This window comes from Methylobacterium thuringiense, assembly GCF_022179645.1.
GTDB lineage: Bacteria > Pseudomonadota > Alphaproteobacteria > Rhizobiales > Beijerinckiaceae > Methylobacterium > Methylobacterium thuringiense.
In genome coordinates this window covers 1-20,499 of record NZ_BPRA01000009.1, presented here as the reverse complement: position 1 = coordinate 20,499, position 20,499 = coordinate 1, and the positions used below count along the sequence as shown (strand labels likewise).

The window sequence follows — 20,499 nt, the reverse complement described above, 5'->3', positions numbered from 1 at the left end:
CGCGAGGTTGCGGAAGTCGGCCTCGCTCGGCGCGAGGTCGGGTTTCGGATCGTTGGGTTCCGCTGTCACGACTGCGTCCCCTCTCTCATTGTGATGTTGCGTGTGATCTGGCGGCGGTCGTGGTCAGGCGCCATCACCGCCGCAGCCTGTTGCCGAGCACGAAGCCGAACAGGCCGAGCAGGACGATGCCGAGCGCGCCCTCGATGCCGACCAGCAGGTTCGTCACCCGCCCCATCGGCTTCAGGCCGATCTCCGGCGGGTTGGCCGTCAGCATGTTGAGGGCGCTGTAGCTCACGAGGTCGATCACGTTGTAGGTCGGCCGGTGCTCGGGCCCTTCCAGCAGCAGGCCGCCGGTGAGCCAGTAGCCCGCCGCGAACAATCCGATGGCGATGGCGAAGGCCCGCGCGATCCGCGACAGGCTCTCGCCGTAGTCGCAGAGCCATTCGACGAAGCGGTCGGCGAGCCAGCGGTAGCCGAAGCGCAGGAGCCCGCGGCCGTCGCGCCCCTCCCAGGCCTCCCGCGCCTGCGAGCCGGCATGGCGCCGGCCCATGCGGCGCTGGCGTTTGTAGGCCCAGCTCGCGCCGTCGTGGCTACCGATGCTCTTGAGGTTGCGCTCCAGCGCGAGATAGCTCGCCTGCGCCGCCTCGTACTCGCCGGCGATCTCTTCGCCGACCGCCCCGCCGAGCTGCTCCACCCGAAAGCGCGTGCCCTCCAGCCAGGCCCCGGCGAAGCGCGCGTGGCGCAGCCGGCAGGTTGAGAGGTCGAGCCGCACCAGCGTCGTGTCGGCGAGGTCGGCTTCCGAGAGATCCGCGCCGTCGAGCTTCGCCCCGGACAGGTTCGCGCCGCGCAACCGCGAGCCGACGAGCCGGGTCTTCTTCAGGCTCGCGCCCTCGAAATCGGCATGGGTCAGGTTCACGTCGCTGAAATTCGCCTCGTCGAGCCGCGCGCCGCGAAACACCGTGTAGTCGGCATCCGCCCCTGAGACATCGGCGCCCCAGAGGTCGGCTTCGACGAAGCGCGCGCCATCGAGGAGCGCGCGGTTGAGCTTGGCGAAGCGCATGGTCGCGCCGCCGAAATCGGCGTCCTCGAGCATGGCGTCGCAAAAACTCGCCTGGCCGGCGGCGATCCGTCCGAAGCGCGCGCCGCTGAGATCGGCCCCCGAGAGATCGGCTTCCTCAAGGTTCGCCCCATCGAACCGGGCGGAGCGCCCGAGGGCGCCCTTCAGCGTCGCCTTCCTCAGGTTCGCCCCAGACAGGTCGGTCTCTTCGAGATCGGCCTCCGAGAGGTCGGCTCCGGCGATGTCGAGGCCGCCGGTGTCCGCCGCCCACCAGCCCGGCGCGGGAGCGGCCGGGTCGAGCCGCGCCGCCAGATCGTCCTTGCCGAGACGCAGCCGCGCCAGGGCCGCCGGCTCGGCCGACGTGAACGGGGCGCCATGGAGCCCGCCGATCAGCGACAGAAGCGCATCGACGCGGGTTGTCTCCCGATCCGGGGCCTCATCCTGTTGCACCGCCACACCCAACGCCATATCGCGACACGTCGCTCCCATCCGCCCATAGACCGCACGCAGCCGCGTGGCGCTACCGGATCCATCCGGCACCGCCACCGACATAGCCGGCCTGCAACGGATGGCGAGCCAATTGCGACCGTAATGCTGCGGCGCGCGTTGGGCCGGTGCGTGAGAAGAGGGATGGCGGCGTGTCGGGCAAGATCTTGCTGGTGGAAGACCACGAGGAGATCTGGGATTTCCTGTCCCGGCGTCTCAGGCGCCGGGGCTACGAGGTGATCCTGTCTCACGATGGGGAGGCCGGGGTGCAGCAGGCGCGGGCCTCGCAGCCCGACGTGATCCTGCTCGACATGAACCTGCCCGTGCTCGACGGCTGGTCGGCGGCGCGCGCGCTCAAGGCCGCGGCCGACACGCGCGGCATCCCGATCATCGCGCTCACCGCGCATGCCATGTCCGGCGACCGCGACAAGGCGATCCAGGCCGGCTGCGACGACTACCACCCCAAGCCCATCGATTTTTCCAGGCTGCTCAGCCAGATCGCGGCGGCCATCGGCACCGCCGCTTGAGCGCCGGGGGCGCGACGCCGCTGTGGGGTAGCCAGTCATGACCGACGATCCCGTCACGACGCGGCTGCTGCGGCGGGCGCTTCCGACGATCATCATGCTGGCGTCGCTGCTGATCGTGGTGACGCTGGCGAGCGCGCTCTATCTCGGCCGGTCAATCCTGGTGCCGATCGCGCTGGCGATCCTGCTCAGCTTCGTCCTGCTGCCGGCGGTGCGCGGCCTGCGGGGCCTGCGCGTGCCGCGGGCCCCTGCGGTGCTGATCGTCGTGCTGCTGACCTTCGGCCTCCTCGGCGCGATCGGCTCGCTGATCGCCCGCGAGGCCGGACAGCTCGCCGCCGACCTGCCGCGCTACTCGATGACGCTGCGCGAGAAGATGACGGCCCTCCGCGCCGCGACCGGCCAGGAGAACGGGCTGTCCGCGACCTTCTCCGGCCTGTTCGACATGGCCGACGACATCGGCAAGGCGCTGCAGCCCGCCGCGACGACGGCCCCCGAGAGCGCCGAGATCGGCACGCTGCAGCGGCCGATGCAGGTCGAGGTCCAGCCCGCGCGCACCAGCGTGCTGACCACGCTGTCGAGCGTGGCGGGCGACATCCTGCATCCGCTGGCGACCACCGGCTTGATCCTGCTCTTCACCGTGTTCATCCTGCTCCAGCGCGAAGACTTGCGGAACCGGGCGATCCGGCTCGCCGGGTCGAGCGACCTGCGCCGGACCACCGCCGCGATCGACGACGCCACCGCCCGGCTCAGCCGGTTCTTCCTCGCCCAGCTCGCCCTCAACGTCGCCTTCGGCGTGGTGATCGGCGTCGGGCTCTGGCTGATCGGCCTGCCGAGCCCGATCCTGTTCGGCGTCATCGCCGGGCTGCTCCGCTTCGTGCCGTATATCGGTGCGGCGATCGGCGCCGTGCTGCCCCTCGGCGTGGCAGTGGCGATCGATCCGGGCTGGTCGATGGTGATCGCGGTGGCGGTGCTGTTCGTGGTCGTCGAGCCGATTGCCGGCCACGTGCTCGAACCGCTGCTCTACGGCCATTCGACCGGCCTCTCGCCGATCGCCGTGATCATGGCGGCGACGATCTGGACCTTCCTGTGGGGGCCGATCGGGCTGGTGCTGGCGACGCCGCTGACCGTCTGCCTCGTCGTGCTCGGGCGGCACGTCGAACGGCTCTGGTTCCTCGACGTGCTGCTCGGCGACGGGCCGGCGCTCGACCCGCCGGAGACGTTCTACCAGCGCATGCTGGCCGGCGACCCGGCCGAAGCGATCGAGCAGGGCCGGCAGTTCCTGAAGGAGCGGGCGCTCATCACCTATTACGACGAGGTCGTGCTGGCGGGCCTGCGTCTCGCCGAGGCGGATCTCGCGCGCGGCACCCTCGACCGCTCCCGGCAGATGAAGCTCGGCGAGAGCTTTCGCACCGTCGTCGACCGCCTCGGCCAGCCGCGCCGCAGCTGGACCCGGAGCTCCGTCGGCGCCGAGGCGGCGGCGACGCTGGCCCTCGTCGGGCCGGACCCGAAGGCCGCCATGGTCGTACTGAAGCCCGACGATCTCGGGCCGAATTGGCGCGGGACCGCGCCAGTGCTCTGCGTGTCGAGCCGCGGCGTGTTCGACGAGACGGCGACGCTGATGCTGAGCCAGATCCTGGCACGGCATGGGATCGGCGCCCGCGCCCGGCCGTCCAAGGGGCTGACCGAGGCCGATGTGCGCGACCAGGGCATCGCCATGGTCTGCTTCTCCTATCTCGATCCGATCAGCCTGTCGCAGATCCGCCTCACCATCCGCCAGACCCGCCGCGCCATCCCCGGCGTGAAGATCCTCGTCGGGTTCTGGCGCGAGCGCGATCCGGCCTCGCTGGACCGCCTCCGCCGCGCCACCTCGGCCGACCTGCTCGTGACCTCGCTGAGCGATGCACTGCAGGCGGCCCTCGATCTGGCCCAGGCGGCGCCTGCCTCCGCCAAGGCCCCGTCGGGCCGGCGTGTCCTGAAAGCCGCCGAATAGGCCGTGCCAATCCGCCACGTCCGCATCGGCGGCCGCGTTTACGCTCTGGAAACCATAAGCGACCGATGCTCAGCGCTTAGAGCAGGCTGCGAAGAAGCGGCAACGACCTTTCGCGCGAAGCCTGCTCTAAACTTTTGAATCGATTGCGTTTTTTGCGGTTTGATCGATTCGATCGAAACGCGGCGTGATCCAGCAGAAACGCGGAGACGGCTCGTGACGTCAGTACTGAACGAGGACATGTGTCCGGTCCCCCTGGAACTGCTCGGCGCCCTCTACCGGGCCGACCAGGAACAGCTCGACGAGATGCTCGACGCGATCGCCGAGCCGACGCGGGCGCGGCTCGCGGTCTATCTCTACGGGCGCAGCCACACCCACGGGCTCGGGCTGAAGATCGCGGCGGGCTGCGAGGGCTCGACGCTCCGGCGCGCCTGCGGCCTGATCGGCAACGTGCTGTTCGAGCAATCGCGCCGCAACCCGGTCGTGCAGACCTTCGGGAGCCGGATCCTGCCCTCGAAGCGGGTCAGCCTCGGCGGTTCGCGGGGCGCGGCGGGCCTGAGGGCATGAATCCGACGGTCGTACACGCCGGTTGTTGCGGCCTCCGGCCGGCGGCAAGCGCGACGGCGCGCCGCCGCCCATGCGGCGGACCGCTCGCGAGCCGTCAGGCTCGGGAGCCACGCACATGAGCCTGCTGCACAGCATGCTCAGCCGGTTCAACCTGAGCGTGGCGGCCTATGCCGGCGACGAGCCGCTGATGCAGGCGTCGGTCTCGGCGGCGGCCAACGTCATCGTCGCCGACGGCGAGATGTCGGGCGACGAGTTCGACGCGGCGATCCAGGGCATGACCTCCAACCCGATCCTGGAGAAGGGCTACGACGCCCTGATGCTGGAGAGCGAACTCTACGACGGCGTCGCCCGCGCCAGGACCCGCGCCGGACGGGTCGAGAACCTGCGCCGCATCGCGGCCATCATCGAGCGGCCGCTGCAGCAGCGGCACGACGTCTTCCTGATCGCCGCCGACGTCGCCGACCAGGAGGGCATCAGCCCGATCGAGGACCGCGCGCTCGTCGAGATCGCAGCGGCGCTCGACGTCGACAAGGCGGCGCTCCTGCAGGTCGCGCTGGCCAAGCCGATGCCGGCCGCCTTGGTGTAGCGGCTCACCTCCAACCTCACCCTGCCCCAGCTTGGCGCTGAAGATGCATGGGCCGCGGCGCGCTGCGGCGGCCCGGACGGGCGACGCATCCTGGCGCGAGGGATCGCCGGGCGTGCGGGCACGCGCCGGCTCACGAGGTGGATTTGAGCGACATCGACCGGTGGGCCGAGCGGCGCCGCATTGCCGAGCAGGGGCGCTGCGAGCGCGCCTGGTCGCTCTGGGGCCCGTATCTCAGCGAGCGGCAATGGGGGACGGTCCGCGAGGATTACAGCGCCGACGGCAACGCCTGGCGCTCCCTGACGCATGAGGATGCGCGCTCGCGGGCTTATCGCTGGGGCGAGGACGGCATCGCGGGCCTCAGCGACGACCACGGCCTGCTCAACCTGTCGCTCTGCCTCTGGAACGGGCGCGACCGCATCCTGAAGGAGCGGCTCTACGGCGTCACCAACGAGGAGGGGAACCACGGCGAGGACGTCAAGGAGGTCTACCATTACCTCGATGCCGTCCCGAGCCACGCCTATCTCAAGTATCTCTATAAGTATCCGCACGGGCCCTTCCCCTACGACGACCTCAGGAACGAGAGCTGGCGGCGGCGGCGCGACGAGCCGGAATACGAGATCGAGGACACCGGCACCTTCGATCAGGACCGCTTCTTCGCGGTCACCGTCGAGTACGCGAAGGAGGATGCCGACGACATCCACATGACCGTGACCGCGGTGAACCGCGGCGCCGAGACGGCCGAGCTGCACCTCGTGCCGCAGCTCTGGTTCCGCAACACCTGGGGCTGGCGCGACGGCGCCATCGCCTGGAAGCCCTGGCTCGAAATGGGGGCCGACGGGCGGGTCGCCTGCAACCATTCCCGGCTCGGCTCCTACCGTCTGTCCTTCGACGGCGAACCGGAGCTGCTGTTCTGCGAGAACGAGACCAACCTGCGCCTGCATGGCGGCCGGCCCGATGCGCCGGGTCCGTTCAAGGACGGGCTCGACGCGGCCATCGTCCGGGGCGACCGCGAGGCAGTCTCGGCGACGAAAGGCACGAAGCTCGGCCTGCACTACCGCTTCACCCTGGAGCCCGGCGCGCGGGCCGTGGTGCGCCTGCGGCTCTATGCCGGCACGCGGCCCCGCCTCGTCGACGGACAGGGCGCCCTCACTCGGCAGCGGGTCGAGGAGGCGGATGCCTTCTACGACACGCTTCAGGACGGCATCGTCTGCGTCGATCGCCAGCGCATCTTCCGGCAGGCGGCGGCCGGGCTGATCTGGACGAAGCAGCTCTACCGCTACGACGTGCGAACCTGGCTGATGGGCGACCCGCTCCAGCCGGCCCCGCCCCCGGACCGCCGGCACGGCCGCAACGCCATCTGGAAGAACTTTGCCGCCGCCGACGTGCTCTCGATGCCGGACGCCTGGGAATACCCCTGGTTCGCCGCCTGGGACCTCGCCTTCCACTGCCTGCCGCTGGCGCTGCTCGATCCCGACTTCGCCAAGAGCCAGCTGCTGCTCCTCACCCGCGAATGGTACATGCATCCGAACGGCCAGCTCCCCGCCTACGAATGGGAGCTCGGCGACACCAACCCGCCGGTCCATGCCTGGGCGACGTTCCGGGTCTTCGAGATCGACCGGGACCGGCGCGGCGGCCGCGGCGACATCGCCTTCCTCGAAGGCGTGTTCCACAAGCTCCTGATCAACTTCACCTGGTGGGTGAACCGCAAGGACGCCGACGGCCGAAACGTCTTCCAGGGCGGCTTTTTGGGCCTCGACAATGTCGGCGTGTTCGACCGCTCGCGTCCGCCGCCCGGTTTCGGCGTGGTGCATCAGGCCGACGGCACCGCCTGGATGGCGATGTACGCGCTGAACATGATGCGCATCGCCCTCGAACTCGCGCTCCACAACGACGTCTACGAGAGCACCGCCTCGAAGTTCTTCGAGCACTTCCTCGGCATCGCCGAGGCGATGACCGACATGGGCGGCGAGGGTTTCGGTCTCTGGGACGAGCAGGACGCGTTCTTCTACGACGAGGTCGACATGCCCGGCGGCGTCATGCTGCCGCTGCGCGTGCGCTCCATGGTCGGGCTGGTGCCGCTCTTCGCCGTCGAGGTGATCGATCCGAAGATGCTGCAGCGGCTGCCGGACTTCGCCCGCCGGATGAACTGGGTGCTGGAGAACCGCCCGCACCTCGCCCAGCTCGTTTCCCGCTGGGACGAGGGCGGCGCCGGGGACCGCAAGCTGCTCTCGCTGCTGCGCGGCCATCGCATGAAGGCGCTCCTCAAGCGCATGCTCGACGAGGCCGAATTCCTCTCGGATTACGGCATCCGCTCGCTCTCGAAGGCGCACAAGGATGCGCCTTTCCACCTCGAAGCCTTCGGCGCTTCTTTCAGCGTGCGCTACGACCCGGCGGATTCCACCTCGAACATGTTCGGCGGCAACTCGAACTGGCGCGGGCCGGTCTGGATGCCGATGAACTACCTGATCGTGGAGGCTCTGCGCCGCTTCCACACCTATTACGGCGACGACTTTCTGGTGGAGTATCCAACCGGGTCGGGGCAGGAACGGACGCTGGAGGCCATCGCGGACGCCCTCGAAGACCGGCTGATCGCACTCTTCACCAAGGGTGAGGACGGCCGCCGCCCGTTCTTCGGCACTGCGAACCGCAGCCACGCCGACAAGGACGAAGACGAGGCCCTGCTCTTCCACGAGTTCTTCGACGGCGACACCGGCCGCGGCCTCGGCGCCTCGCACCAGACCGGCTGGACCGCGCTGATCCTCAACCTGCTGCACCACAAGGCGCGGCGGTAACGGGAGGCGGCGACATTCGTCCAGCCGTCATACCGTTCCCGAAGGAACGGCATCGATCGATGCGAGCGCTCTCCTCCCCCTTGCGGGGAGGAGCCGGAGGTGGGGGTGGTGCAAGCGGCACCGCAGCGCCCGCTTCTGAGCCACCGCCTCCCCTACCCTTCCTCGCAAGGAGGACGGCAAGGAGGATAGGATGTGAGGCTCGACCCGATCCGATCGACCGGAGGCGGTATCAGACGGCCGCCCGCAGAGGGGCCGCCTGGAACGCCGGGCTCGCCACCACGCCCTTGCGATAGAGCCCGCGATGGCCTCCGTCCGGCACGAGCGCGTCGGTGAGGCCGATCACGGTCTCGGCCGCGCCGAGCAGCACGGCACCGTCGGGCGCGAGCGATTTCGCGATCCGGTGCAGCACGTCGCTCTTCGTCGCCATGTCGAAATAGATCAGCACGTTGCGGCAGAAGACGATGTCGAACGCGCCGAGCTGGTCGAAGGGCTGCAGCAGGTTGAGCTGACGGAAATCGATCATGCCGCCGAGGCCCGGATCGATCCGCCAGCGGTCTCCGACCTGCGTGAAGTGCTTGACGAGGAGCTGCGCCGGCAGGCCGCGCTGCACCTCGAAATGGCTGTAGAGGCCGGCCTTGGCCTTCTCCAGCATCTCCGTCGAGAGGTCGGTGGCGACGATCTCGACATGCCAGCCGGCGAGCCGCGGTGCGGCCTCGCGCAGCAGCATGGCCAGGGAGTACGGCTCCTGGCCGCTCGACGAGGCGGCGCTCCAGATGCGCAGGCGCCGGGTCCCGGCGCGGGCCGTGATCGCGCGCGGCAGCAGCACGTCGCGGAACATGTCGAACGGCACGCGGTCGCGGAAGAAGAAGGTCTCGTTGGTGGTCATCGCCTCCACCACCGCCTGCTCGACTCCGGCACGGTGCATCCGCAGCGCCGTGCAGAGGTCGGCGAGGCTCGCGAGGCCGAAGCGGCGGCAGACCGGGCCGAGGCGGCTCTCGATGAGGTAGAGTTTCTCGGGGCCCAGCGCGAGGCCCGAGCGCTCCTTGAGGTAGACCCGCAGGAAATCGAAGGCGACGTCGCTCATCGTCCCTGCCCCATGAGGTGCGCCTTGAGGGCCGGCCCGATCTCGGGCAGCGGCAGAACGCCGTGGGCGAGGCCGGCCTTGGCGATGCTGCCCGGCATGCCCCAGACCGTACTCGTGGCCTCGTCCTGCGCCAGCAGGGTGCCGCCGGCCTCGACGAGGGCGCGGGCTCCGGCGGTGCCGTCGGCGCCCATGCCGGTGAGCACGACGCTCAGGGTCGCCGCCCCGAACACGGCCGCCGCATCGAAGAACATCACGTCGACGGCCGGCCGGCAGAAGTTCACCACCGGCCCGTCGTCGAGCCGGATCACCGGCTCGCCGCGGGCGAGGCCCATATGGCGGCCACCCGGAGCCACGTAGATCCGGCCGGCTTGCAGGCGCTCGTCCGCCTTCGCTTCGGCCGCCGGCAATCCGACGCGGGCGCCGAGATGCTCGGCGAAGACCGCGGTGAAGACCGGCGGCATGTGCTGGACGATCAGGACGGGCACGCTGCGCAGGGTCGCGGCGCCGATCTTCTCCAGCACGTCTCCGACAGCGCGTGGGCCGCCCGTGGACGCGCCGATCAGGAGACAGCGCGGGGCGACCGTCGTTCGTGGTTTCTGCCGCAGCACGATCGGCGTGGCCGCGCGTGCGGCCGGCGCCGCGAGCGGCGTGGCACCGAGGCTCGTGGGGATCGACGACGCGCGTCGCGTGCGCTTGCCGCCGAACAGCCGCACCCGCTCGATCAGGTCGCTGCGGAAGGCGTCGGAGGTGGTGACGCCCCGGCCGCTCTCGGGCTTCGGCAGGTAGTCGACGGCGCCGAGCGCCAGGCATTTCAGGGAGATGTCGGCGTTGCGCTGCGTCAGCGTCGACATCATCACGATCTGGAGGCCGGGGACGCGCGCCAGCATCAGCGGCAGCGCCTGCGTGCCGTCGAGTTCCGGCATGTCGATGTCGAGAAGTACGACGTCGGGATCATGGCGCGTCAGCGCGTCGAGGGCGATGCGGCCGTTCGAGGCGGTGGCGACGACCTCAAAGCCGGCCTCCGCCAGCCAGCGCGCGACGAGGCCGCGCACCACGGCCGAATCGTCTGCGATCAGGACGCGGATCGGCGCGGATGCGGCCGAGGCCGGACCGGAATGGGGAGTGGCGGCGAGGGCGGCCGGCATGGGATGGGCGCTTCCAGGCAGGATCGAGGGAGTCGGGGGCGACGGACCTGCAAGCCGGAGACGGCCGGCGCGGGATCGGGGCGGCAGATCTCGGCCTTGCGGCCTCAGGCGGCGTGTGCCTCTCGGCCGAGCCCGACCTGTTCGAGTTTGGTCATCAGGATGTCCCGGTCGAAGGGCTTCATGATGTATTCGTCGGCGCCGCCGTGGAGGGCGCGGGCGATGGCGCCGACGTCGTTCTCGGTGGTGCAGAACAGCACCTTGGGTTGGCCGCCCCCGGGCGAGGCGCGCAAGGCCTTGAGGAACTCGTAGCCGTCCATCTTCGGCATGGTCCAATCGAGCAGGATCACGTCCGGCATCTCGGCCATGCAGAGCGCGAGGGCGGTCTCGCCGTCCTCGGCATCGGAGACCTGGAGATTCGCGGTCTCGAGAATGCGCCGGGCCACCTTCCGGATGACGGCGGAATCGTCGACGATCAGAGCGGTTCTCATGTCGGGTCTCTGTCTGGAATCATGAGGGTGTCAGGCCGCGAGCGCTTCGCCGAAGGCGAGCAGCGCGCCGATGTCGAGGATCACCAGCAGGCGCCCGTTGAGCCGGTGGACGCCGCTGGCGAGGTTGCGCCAGCGGGCGTCGAGGTTGATCGGTACCGGCTCTGAGGTCTCCGCGCCGAGCTTCAGCACCTCGCCGACGCCGTCGGTGACGAGGGCGAAGGTCTCGGCGCCCTGTTCCAGGCCGATCGCCATGCACGCGGCGCCCGGCGCACGGTCGGGCAGGCCGAGGCGGCGGCGCAGGCAGAGCGCCGTGACGACACGGCCGCGCAGGTTGATCAGGCCGACGATCTCGCGCGGCGCCAGGGGCACTCCGGTGATGCCGGTCGGCACGAACACGTCGTGGACGCGCTCGATGGCCAGTCCGAACATGGCGTCGCCGACGAGGACGGTGACGTATTCGCGGGGGCCCGCCGTGACGGCGGCCTCGGAGGCGTTGGTGTTGGCGGCCTGCATGGGAGCGGTTCCGGTGGACATGGGGATCAGGCGGCCTGGTCGAGGGGCGCAGCGTCGAGGTCGGCGAGCGCCGCGACGAGGCCGCTGCGGTCGAACTTGGCCACGAGGTCGCTGATGGCGAGCGTGCGGGCGCGGGTGACGGAGTCGGGTCCGATCGCGCCCGAGAGCGCGATCACCGGCAGGGCCGAGATCCGGCCACCGCCCTTGCGCATCTCGGCGACGAGGTCGAAGCCGCTGCGGCCCGGCATCTCCAGGTCGGCCACGACGACGCTGATCTCCGGATCGGCCTTGAGCCGGGCGATGGCCTCGTCGGCGCCCGCCGCCGTGGCGACGTCGTATCCGGCGGCCTTGAGCACCGGCGTGAGCAGGTTGCGGAAGAAGGCCGAGTCGTCGACGAGCAGCAAGGTCGGGTTCTTGGCCTTGGCGGCGCGCGGCCCGCGCGCCCAGTCGTCGTAGGCGAGCGGCAGGAAGTGGGCGACGTCGACGATGTCGGTGGCCCGGCCGCGCAGTACCGCCGACCCGATCAGGTCGGAGCGCTCGGCGACGATCTCGACGTTCAGGTGATCCTCGACGATGTCGACGATCTCGTCGACCACGAGGCCCATCGCGCGGTCGCCGTCGGAGAACACCACGAGCGCCTGCATGCCCTGCGAGCGGATCTGGATGGCCGGGTCGGCCGGCACCAGCGGCATCAGCTTGCCGCGGTACTGGATCAGCGGACGGCCCGCGAGCCACTCGATCTTGCTCGCATCGATCTCCTCGATGCGGGTGACGAGGGAGAGCGGCACCGCCTTGAAGCTGCCGCCGCCCTTGAAGACGAGCAGCGTCGCCTTGTCCAAGGCGGCCTCGGCCGCCTCGTCGACCTGCGTCGCGCTATCGCTGGACACGGCACCCTGCCCGACCTTGCGGGCGATGCCGTTGGGATCGACGATCAGAACCACGGCGCCGTCGCCGAGGATGGTGTTGCCGGCAAACAGCGGGATGTGCCGCAGCTTGGAGGACATCGGCTTCACGACGATCTCTTCCGTATGGAAGACCTCGTCGACGAGGATGCCGAAGCGCTGGCGCCCGACCTGGGCGACCACGACGAAGCCGGAGATCGGCGCGTCGCCGACGGCGGCGTCGGCCTGCATGACGCCGGCGAGCGAGGTGATCGGCAGTAGGCGTTCGCGCAGGCGCAGCACCGGAGCGCCGTTGATGTGCTCGACCCGGTTGGTGCCCTCGGCTTCGATCCGCACGAGTTCGAGCACGGCGATCTGCGGCACCGCGTAGCGCTGGCCGCTCGCCTCGACGATGAGCGCCGAGATGATGGCGAGGGTCAGCGGGATCTTGATGGTGAAGGTGGTGCCTTGGCCACGCTGGGTGGCGATATCGATCATGCCGCCGATCGACTCGATGTTTGTCTTGACGACGTCCATGCCGACGCCGCGGCCCGACACCGAGGTCACGGTCTGCGCCGTGGAGAAGCCGGCGTGGAAGATGAACTTCGCCACGTCGGAATCGCTCATGCGCTCGACGTCGGCCTGGCTGGCGATGCCGCGATCCACCGCCTTGCGCCGGATGGCGGCGAGGTCGAGGCCGCGGCCGTCGTCGGCGATCTCGATCGAGATGGTGCCGCCCTCGTGATAGGCGGAGAGGCGGATGGTGCCGCCGGCCGGCTTGCCGGCCCGGATGCGCTCGCCCGTCGACTCGATGCCGTGATCGGCCGAGTTGCGGACCATGTGCGTCAGCGGGTCCTTGATGAGTTCGAGCACCTGCCGGTCGAGCTCGGTCTCGGCGCCGAGCATCACCAGATCGATGCCCTTCGACAGTTCTGCCGAGAGGTCGCGCACCACGCGCGGCAGCTTCTGCCAGGCGTTGCCGACCGGCTGCATGCGGGTCTTCATCACGCCGTCCTGAAGTTCGGCGGTGACGTGTGAGAGGCGCTGCAGCGGGACCTTGTAGCTCGAATCCTCGTGGCGGCGGGCGATCTCAAGGAGCTGGTTGCGCGTCAGCACCAGTTCCGAGACCATGGTCATCAGGTGCTCGAGGGTCTCGACGTTGACCCGGATCGTGCGGTTCTTCTGCGCGGCCGCCTCGGCCTCGGGGGTCATCTCGACCGGCTTCGCCTCGGCGGCGGCGGCGGGCGCGGCTGGAGCCGGGGCCGTCGCGGCAGCGGGAACCGGAGGAGCCGCCACCACGGCAGCGGGCGCTTCGGCCACGGGAGCGAGCGGGGCGAGCGGCGGCAGCTCGTCGGGACCCTCGGCCTCCATGAAGGCGCGCTCGAGATCGTCCAGCGAGACCTCACCGGGCTTGAGCTCGCGCTGGAGCGCCTGGACCACCAGCGGGGCGGACACGGGCACAGCCGCCGCGGCCGGCTCCTGGGACATGGCGTCGAGGGCCTCGATCAGGTCCGCATCCGACCCCGCGGGCTCGGTGCCGCCGGCTTCGAGATCGGCCAGGATCGCCTTGAGGCGATCGAGGGTCGCCAGGATCAGGCTGACCGACGCCGAGCTGACCGGAAGGCCGTCGCGATAACGGCCCATGAGGTTTTCGGCCGCGTGGGCCAGGGCTTCGAGCCGCGGCAGCCCGAGAAATCCGCAGGTTCCCTTGATCGTGTGAACCAAGCGGAAGATGTTGCGGAGGATCGGCTGGTTGTTGGGGTCCTGTTCGAACTTCACCAACTCCGCGTCGACGGTATCGAGATGCTCTGCGCTCTCGGTCAGAAATTCGCGAAGCAGATCGTCCATCGTCCAATACTCGGTCAAGGCGCAGGCACATGCCGTGCAATCAGGAGCCTGCCGCAATTGGGTTAGGGAACCGTTGCAGTCCTCTGCCCGCGGTCGTCCTGTCTCTGGTCATCTTGGCAAGATTTCGCGCGATCCGGATCTCGTGCGATCCGGCTGTGGATCAATCCTTAAAAGTCTTGTTAACGTGCCGGTCACCATGAATGAACGTCGATTTTCTTGACGCACGTAGAAGATGCAACTGCGTCGGCGATCACGACTTGACCGTTATATCGGCCATGCGGGACTGCGCCATGCTTGCTTTCGGACCTTTGCCTTCGGCGACCGTCGATCTGGTCACCTTGTCCGGGCGCTGCACGATCGGCGAGGACAGGGAGTTCGCCTGCGTCGTCCACCTCCCCGATAGCGAGACGGCCGAGGTGACCTGCGACTACCTCGCCTCCGCCGCCGATATCGGCCGCGAGGCGATCTGCTACGTCGACGGCATCGGCCTGATCGCCGGCAGCATCCGCGAACTCACCGAGAACGGCTTCGTCGTCGGCGTCGAGGTGAATGCCGGCCGTCAGGCACGGATCGAGGCGCGCCTGACCTGGCTGCGCGAGCATGTCGACGGTCTCTCAGACCGTCGCGTCGGCACCCGCATCGTGCCCAGGCACTGCCGCACCACGGTGAAATGGCCGGATGGCCGCTCCCTCGACGCCGAGATCGCCGACCTGTCGATGACGGGAGCCGGCCTCGTGCTCGCCGACAAGCCGAGCATCGGCGCCGTGGTCACCGTCGGCAAGCGCTACGCCACCGTCATCCGCCACAAGGACGACGGCATCGGCGTCACCTTCCGGCTGCCGTTCAGCGCCGAGACGTTCAACGAACAGGTGGTGCTGTAACGGTCATTGCACGGTCTGGCTTGGCGTCGTCGTTCCGCTGCCGCCCTACGGCACACGGAACGACGTATGGCTCGCCCTACGCGAGCGCCGTATCCGAGGGCTCGCTGTCGGAGGGCCGGTCATCCTCGGACGTCGGGGCGTTCGCCGGGGCCGGCTCCACGGCGGCCTCGGTCGGCACGGCGCGGATCGTGACCGCGTCGCCCTCGATCGAGAACGTCACCGTCATCGCGGCGGCGCGGGCGACGAGGCCGGCGTAGTAGGCGAGGATCCCGTGGGAATCGACCGAGCCGGCCTCGGGCGTGCCGGCGATCAGCTCCTCGGCATGGGGCGGAATGCGGGCATGCGAGCCCTTGGCCACGATCACGATTTCGGGTGCGTCGCCGTCGCCGGTGACCTTCACGTCGATCAGGCCGCCGCGCGGAATCGCGGTGTTGGAGATCACCACGAGATTCAGCAGAAGCTTGACCTTGTTCTTCGGAAACAGCGCCACCGGCGCGCTCCAGGCGATGTCCGGCTTCTCCTCCGCGAACATGTTGCGCGTCAGCTTCTCGGCGTCGGCGAGGTCGATCGCCGCGCCGGCCGAGCCCGAGGCGCCGAAGGCGATGCGGGCGAACTGGACGCGGGCCGAGGCGGTGCGCGCGCTCTTGCGGATCAGGTCGAGGGCGAATTCGCGCATCGACGGGTCGTTGTCGTCCTCCAGCACCTCGAGCCCGTTGTTGATCGCGCCGACCGGGCTGATCAGGTCGTGGCAGACCCGCGAGCACAGCAGCGCCGAGAGATCGAGGGCGTCGAGGGTGAGGCTGGCCATGGAGCGGCTCCGCGATGGGTTCTGTTGCACGTCCGCTGCGGGTGCGCCGGGATCGGTGCAGCGGGCCGCGGCGTGCGTGCTCCGGCACCGATAGACACCGTTGCCTGCTTTGAAAAGCGCCGGTACTTCGCGACGAGGTGTGTCGACAAGCGCCGGCCTTCGGGGCATGACCGCAGGGATGAGCGCTTCCGCCTCACAACCGCGTCCCGCGTCCCGCCCTCGCCTGACCGCGCCCGTGTCCGGGCCGGTGCGCGACGCCATCGCGGCGGGCCTCGCCGAGATCGCCTGCGGGGCCGGCGAGATTCTGCGCGGCTACCATGGTGGCGACTGCCCCCATAAGCTCAAGCCCGACGGCTCGCCGGCCAGCCTCGCCGACGCCCGCTCGGAAGAGTTCATCGTCGCGGCGCTGACCCAGCGCTGGCCCGGCATCCCGGTCATCGCCGAGGAGAACAGCTGCGAGGCCGCGACGGCGGAGCTGTTCTTCCTGGTCGATCCCCTCGACGGCACCCGCGACTTTCTGGCCGGCGTGCCCGAATACAGCGTTAATATCGGCCTGATCTGGAACGACCGGCCGATTGCCGCGGCCCTCGCGGCGCCGGGGCTGTTCCGGGTCTGGTATGCCGGCACCACGGCCGTCGAGGCGCCGATCCGCAACGGGCGGCCCGGCGAGCCGCGCCCGATCGCGGTGCGCGCGCCGCCGCGCGACGGGCTCGTCGCGCTGGTCAGCCGGATGCACGGCGACCGCGCCACGGATACCTGCCTCGACGGACTGCCGATCGCCCTGCGGCGGGTGGCCTCCTCGGCGCTGAAGTTCGGGCTGCTCGCGGCGGGCGAGGCCGACGTCTACGTGCGCTGCGTGCCGACGATGGAGTGGGATACCGCCGCCGGCGACCACATCCTCGCCGTGGCGGGCGGCTGCGTGGTCGGGCCGGACGGGGAGCGGCTTACCTATGGTCACCGTTCGCGGCTCTACCGCAACGGCCCCTTCGCCGCCTTCGGTGAGTGCGGGCAGGCGCCGGCCGTGGCGCTGCCGGAGCGCTGCACGGCGAGCTACCGCGAGCGCCGCCGCGCGGGAGAGGCGACGCCGGACGATTCCGCCGCACGATCGTGACGCCGCGTTAACCTTGTCTTGCCGTGAACGGGCCATACTGCCGCGAATCGAGGAATTCGGCGCGGACCCCGCGCGAGGAGGATCGCGATGTCGACGAAGAAGGCGCCCCACCAGACCCTGTCACGCCGCGCCGTGATTCCGGCCCTGCTCGCAGCGCCCGCGGCCCTGCTGCTGCCCGGGCGCGAGGCGGTGGCGCGGGAGGATTCCGGCCGGCCCGAATCGTTCCGGCCGGCGGAGGTCGTCGACAACGGCCACAAGTTCTTCGGCAGCGTTTCCAAGGGCTTGGCGCTCACCATCGAGGAGGCGACGAAACGCTGGGGCCAGCCGAACGGCTACATCCTGGGCCAGGAGGCCTCCGGCGCCATCGTCGGCGGGCTGCGTTACGGCGAGGGCACCCTCTACACCCGCAACGCCGGCAACCGCCGGATCTACTGGCAGGGGCCGTCGATCGGCTTCGACATGGGCGGCGACGGCGACCGCACCATGATGCTGGTCTACAATCTGCCCGGCCTGCCGGACCTCTACCAGCGCTTCGGCGGGGTCGACGGATCGGCCTATTTCGTCGGCGGTTTCGGCATGACGGCGGTGACCAACGACGGAATCGTGGTGGTTCCTATCCGCACCGGCGTCGGCGCCCGGCTCGGCATCAACATCGGCTACCTCAAGTTTACGAGCCGGCCGACCTGGAACCCCTTCTGAGCGCCCGTCCCGATGCTGCCATCGATAGTCCCGTCGTTCGCCGGGATGCATGCCGTGTGCGGCACGGGACTGCCTTGAAGCCGGCCAGAACGCGCCATACACGCTGACGGTGCCGTTTTTCCGGCACGCGTCCCCGAGGTTTCACGCATGGGTCCGTCGGCGTGATCGAGACCGTGATGAGCTTCGCGCTCGGCTTCCTCCTGGCAAGCCTGGCCGCGCTCCTGATGCTGCCGGTGCTGAACCGGCGCGCGGCCCGTCTCGCCCGCAGGCGGATCGACGGCCTGTTTCCGCTGTCGATGCAGGAGATCGCCGCCGAGCGCGATGCCCTGCGCGCCGAGTTCGCCGTCGCCGAGCGGCGCATGGAGCGCAAGGTCGAGGCCGCGCGCTCCGGCCGCCACACCGACATGGAGACCGTCGGCGCCAAGCTCCTCGAAATCGCCGCCCTGCAGCGCGAGGTCGAGGGTCGCGACGCCGCCCTCGGCGGCCGCAAGGTCGAGATCGAGGAGGCGCATGCCCGCATCGCCGGGCTCGACCGCGACCTCGGCTCCGCCCGCGCCGACGGCGCCGCCGGCCTCGCGGCGCTGACCGCGCTGGAGAACGCCCACCGCGAGATCCTCGTCGATCTCAAGACCGTGCGCCGCGAGCGCGACGCCGTCCGCACCGACCTCAAGGACGCCCTCTCCCGCGCCGAGGCGTTTCGCGAGGCGCCGGAAACCGCCCCCGACAGCGCGAAAGCCGCGGGGACGGCCGCGCTCGCCGCCTCCCTCGACGAGGTCCGCGCCCGCCACGCTGCCGTCGTCGCCGAGCGCGACACCCTCGCCGCGAGCCTGCGCGTCGCCGAGGATGCCCTCGCCAAGGCCCTGTCCCACCGCCACGGCAATGGGGCCGTGCCGAGCGAGCGCGACGACGCGGATCTGCGGGCGCGCATCACCGAGGTCGCCGACGCCCTGACTCAGCGCGACCGCCTTCCTTCTGTCGCGAGCTTCCCGATGCCGGCCGCCGCCCGCTCCTGATCCCTCGGCTTCGTCCCGGGCGGGACCCTTCGCGCGCCGGACGGCGTCCTCCAAGGTGTGCCGCCACGCTTGCGGAGGCACGCCCGGCACAATAAGTCCGCGCTCACCGAACGGCGTCGTCACGCGATGGCCCTGCCCGCGCCGCGTTTCCAACACGGCGGGCGGCCATCCGACGCCGGCTCCCTTTCCCACCCACCATCGAGTCGACCCATGGCCTTGACCCTGAAGCCGTTCATCCTCGCCCTGGCCGGCCTCGCCGTCGCGGCCTCCGCCCAGGCGGTCGATTCGAAGCGGGGCAACGAGACCCTGAAAAAGTACTGCACCGGCGATTACCTCTCCTATTGCGGCAACCTCTCCCCCGACGATCCGGCCACCGACGCCTGCTTCAAGCGCAATTTCTCCAAGATCTCCGAGAATTGCCGCCGCGCGATCAACGCCTACGCGCCGTCCGGCACCAAGGGCGGCCGGTAAGCTCATTCCACCTTGCCAAAGACGCGTGCCGGCGCGCTGTTGCGCCGGTGCGCTCGCATCCCGGGCCGCGAACGGCTAAGCTGAGACCGCCGAAATGCCGGACTCGTCGATGCACGCCCGCCCCGATCGCCTCGAACTCACTTCAAGAGCTGCGCCCAAGCGCTTGATGACGCTCGGCATCTGCCTCGTCATGGTCGCCCTCGCCGCCGGCGGCTGCGGCCGCCGCGGCAAGCTCGAACCGCCGAATGGCGCCACGCGCGAGTCGAGCCGCGCGACCTCGGCCCCGGCTTCCGCCCGCTCGCTCCCCAACAGCGTCGGCGTCGCCTCGGGCGGTGCCGCCCCGGATGCGGACGCCGTCCGCGATGGCGACGAGCTTCCGCTCTCGGCCACCCCCGCCGGGATCGACAGCGCCCCCGTCCAGACCAACAAGGGCGCCAAGCGGGGTTTCACCATCCCGAAGGGGCCGTTCATCCTCGATCCGATTCTCTAGAGCGTCGGTTCGGGACGCGGCCGCCGGTTTTCGGAAGGGCCGTTGCTATGGGTCGCGCCTGAAGCTCCGCGCCCGACCCCCGGCCTCGCCCTTCGAGGCCTCCGCTTCGCTCCGGCACCTCAGGGTGGATTGGGAGCCAAAGAGTAGCGAACGGCGTCGGATCGGATCCGCCGAGGCCGTCGCCCGCAGAGTGGAGAGGGTTCGCCGTGGCAGCCTGCTCCCGCATGCCGTCCGTTCTGTTAAAGAGCCCCCATGCATCATTTCCGCTACCGTGACGGGCGCCTCCACGCCGAAGACGTCGACCTGACCGCGCTGGCGGACGAGGTCGGCACGCCGTTCTATTGCTACGCCTCGGCCACGTTGGAGCGGCACTACACGGTGTTCTCCGAGGCATTTGCCGGCGACGACGCCCTCACCTGCTTCGCGGTGAAGGCGAATTCGAACCAGGCGGTGCTGGCGACCCTGGCGCGGCTCGGGGCCGGCATGGACATCGTCTCCGAGGGCGAGCTGCGCCGGGCGTTGGCCGCGGGCGTCCCGGCGGACAGGATCGTGTTCTCCGGCGTCGGCAAGACCCGCGAGGAGATGGCCGCGGCTTTGCGGGCCGGCATCTTCTGCTTCAACGTCGAGAGCGAGCCCGAGCTCGAAGCGTTGTCCGAGGTGGCGGTGTCGGTCGGCCGGGACGCACCGGTCTCGATCCGGGTAAACCCCGACGTCGACGCGCTGACGCATGCCAAGATTGCCACCGGCAAATCCGAGAACAAGTTCGGCATCCCGATCGACCGCGCCCGCGCGGTCTATGCCCGCGCCGCAACCTTGCCCGGTCTCGCCGTCCACGGCGTCGACATGCATATCGGCTCGCAGATCACCGATCTCGCGCCGTTCGACCGGGCCGGCGCCCGGCTCTCGGGTCTCGCCCGCGACCTGATGAGCGACGGCCACGGCCTGAAGCACATCGATTTCGGCGGCGGCCTCGGCATCCCCTATCGCGAGGACAACACCACCCCGCCGGACCCGACGGCTCTGGCCGCGGTGCTGCGCCCTCATTTCCAGCCGCTCGGCCTCAAGCCG

Annotated in this window: 19 protein-coding genes; 12 read left to right on the top strand and 7 right to left on the bottom strand. The window is 70.0% G+C overall.

Annotation, left to right across the window (positions count from 1 at the left end; genetic code table 11):
* Window positions 1–133 precede the first annotated feature (133 nt).
* A complete protein-coding gene (locus MFF07_RS10555; RefSeq protein WP_373322308.1) occupies window positions 134–1,525 on the bottom strand; it encodes a pentapeptide repeat-containing protein in 1,392 nt (463 codons plus the stop codon).
* A gap of 170 nt (window positions 1,526–1,695) precedes the next feature.
* Between MFF07_RS10555 and MFF07_RS10550 the strand changes: the two genes are divergently transcribed.
* The 5 genes from MFF07_RS10550 (at window position 1,696) to MFF07_RS10530 (ending at window position 7,999) form a co-directional block, all read left to right on the top strand.
* Entirely contained in the window at window positions 1,696–2,070 is a 375-nt protein-coding gene (locus MFF07_RS10550; protein WP_147816792.1) for a response regulator, read from the top strand.
* 37 nt (window positions 2,071–2,107) lie between these two features.
* Window positions 2,108–4,057 (top strand): AI-2E family transporter, encoded by a 1,950-nt coding sequence (locus MFF07_RS10545; protein ID WP_147816793.1) that lies wholly within the window; start codon window positions 2,108–2,110, stop codon window positions 4,055–4,057.
* A 213-nt stretch (window positions 4,058–4,270) separates the two neighbouring features.
* Window positions 4,271–4,621 (top strand): hypothetical protein, encoded by a 351-nt coding sequence (locus tag MFF07_RS10540; protein WP_238231865.1) that lies wholly within the window; start codon window positions 4,271–4,273, stop codon window positions 4,619–4,621.
* A gap of 115 nt (window positions 4,622–4,736) precedes the next feature.
* Window positions 4,737–5,207: a tellurite resistance TerB family protein gene (locus MFF07_RS10535; RefSeq protein ID WP_147816794.1), complete on the top strand. Its 471-nt coding sequence runs from the start codon at window positions 4,737–4,739 to the stop codon at window positions 5,205–5,207.
* A 143-nt stretch (window positions 5,208–5,350) separates the two neighbouring features.
* Entirely contained in the window at window positions 5,351–7,999 is a 2,649-nt protein-coding gene (locus MFF07_RS10530; RefSeq protein ID WP_147816795.1) for an MGH1-like glycoside hydrolase domain-containing protein, read from the top strand.
* A 229-nt stretch (window positions 8,000–8,228) separates the two neighbouring features.
* Here MFF07_RS10530 and MFF07_RS10525 read toward each other — a convergent pair whose 3' ends face one another.
* The 5 genes from MFF07_RS10525 to MFF07_RS10505 form a co-directional block, all read right to left on the bottom strand.
* Complete coding sequence (locus tag MFF07_RS10525) at window positions 8,229–9,083, bottom strand: CheR family methyltransferase (RefSeq protein WP_147816796.1); 855 nt, start codon at window positions 9,081–9,083, stop codon at window positions 8,229–8,231.
* Window positions 9,080–10,228 (bottom strand): protein-glutamate methylesterase/protein-glutamine glutaminase, encoded by a 1,149-nt coding sequence (locus MFF07_RS10520; RefSeq protein WP_147816797.1) that lies wholly within the window; start codon window positions 10,226–10,228, stop codon window positions 9,080–9,082. Before MFF07_RS10520 ends, MFF07_RS10525 begins: the two co-directional genes overlap by 4 nt.
* A gap of 104 nt (window positions 10,229–10,332) precedes the next feature.
* On the bottom strand, window positions 10,333–10,716 hold the full coding sequence (locus tag MFF07_RS10515; protein WP_147816798.1) for a response regulator: 384 nt from the start codon (window positions 10,714–10,716) through the stop codon (window positions 10,333–10,335).
* Window positions 10,717–10,746: 30 nt separating this feature from the next.
* Window positions 10,747–11,229, bottom strand: a complete 483-nt coding sequence (locus MFF07_RS10510; protein ID WP_147816799.1) for a chemotaxis protein CheW — start codon at window positions 11,227–11,229, stop codon at window positions 10,747–10,749.
* 26 nt (window positions 11,230–11,255) lie between these two features.
* Window positions 11,256–13,958, bottom strand: coding sequence for a hybrid sensor histidine kinase/response regulator (locus tag MFF07_RS10505; RefSeq protein ID WP_147816800.1), 2,703 nt, complete (start codon window positions 13,956–13,958; stop codon window positions 11,256–11,258).
* A gap of 290 nt (window positions 13,959–14,248) precedes the next feature.
* On the opposite strand from MFF07_RS10505, the gene MFF07_RS10500 reads away from it, so the two are divergent.
* Entirely contained in the window at window positions 14,249–14,839 is a 591-nt protein-coding gene (locus MFF07_RS10500) for a PilZ domain-containing protein (RefSeq protein WP_147816801.1), read from the top strand.
* Between the two features lie 76 nt (window positions 14,840–14,915).
* Here MFF07_RS10500 and chpT read toward each other — a convergent pair whose 3' ends face one another.
* The gene (gene chpT / locus MFF07_RS10495) at window positions 14,916–15,647 is read right to left on the bottom strand and encodes a histidine phosphotransferase ChpT (protein ID WP_147816802.1); all 732 of its coding nucleotides are present in this window, start codon (window positions 15,645–15,647) and stop codon (window positions 14,916–14,918) included.
* A 178-nt stretch (window positions 15,648–15,825) separates the two neighbouring features.
* Here chpT and MFF07_RS10490 point away from each other — a divergent pair, with 178 nt between their 5' ends.
* From MFF07_RS10490 to MFF07_RS10465, 6 genes are all read left to right on the top strand, one after another.
* Window positions 15,826–16,758 carry a 3'(2'),5'-bisphosphate nucleotidase CysQ family protein gene (locus MFF07_RS10490; protein ID WP_238231864.1) on the top strand — a complete coding sequence of 311 codons (933 nt, stop codon included), beginning with the start codon at window positions 15,826–15,828 and terminating at the stop codon, window positions 16,756–16,758.
* A gap of 87 nt (window positions 16,759–16,845) precedes the next feature.
* On the top strand, window positions 16,846–17,457 hold the full coding sequence (locus tag MFF07_RS10485; RefSeq protein ID WP_147821807.1) for a DUF1134 domain-containing protein: 612 nt from the start codon (window positions 16,846–16,848) through the stop codon (window positions 17,455–17,457).
* A gap of 176 nt (window positions 17,458–17,633) precedes the next feature.
* Window positions 17,634–18,470 (top strand): hypothetical protein, encoded by an 837-nt coding sequence (locus MFF07_RS10480; RefSeq protein ID WP_238231862.1) that lies wholly within the window; start codon window positions 17,634–17,636, stop codon window positions 18,468–18,470.
* A gap of 210 nt (window positions 18,471–18,680) precedes the next feature.
* The gene (locus MFF07_RS10475) at window positions 18,681–18,941 is read left to right on the top strand and encodes a 3',5'-cyclic-nucleotide phosphodiesterase (protein ID WP_147821701.1); all 261 of its coding nucleotides are present in this window, start codon (window positions 18,681–18,683) and stop codon (window positions 18,939–18,941) included.
* Between the two features lie 109 nt (window positions 18,942–19,050).
* Entirely contained in the window at window positions 19,051–19,431 is a 381-nt protein-coding gene (locus MFF07_RS10470; protein WP_238231861.1) for a hypothetical protein, read from the top strand.
* Between the two features lie 252 nt (window positions 19,432–19,683).
* Window positions 19,684–20,499: diaminopimelate decarboxylase family protein (locus MFF07_RS10465; protein WP_238231860.1), on the top strand; the 816-nt coding region annotated here is incomplete at its 3' end.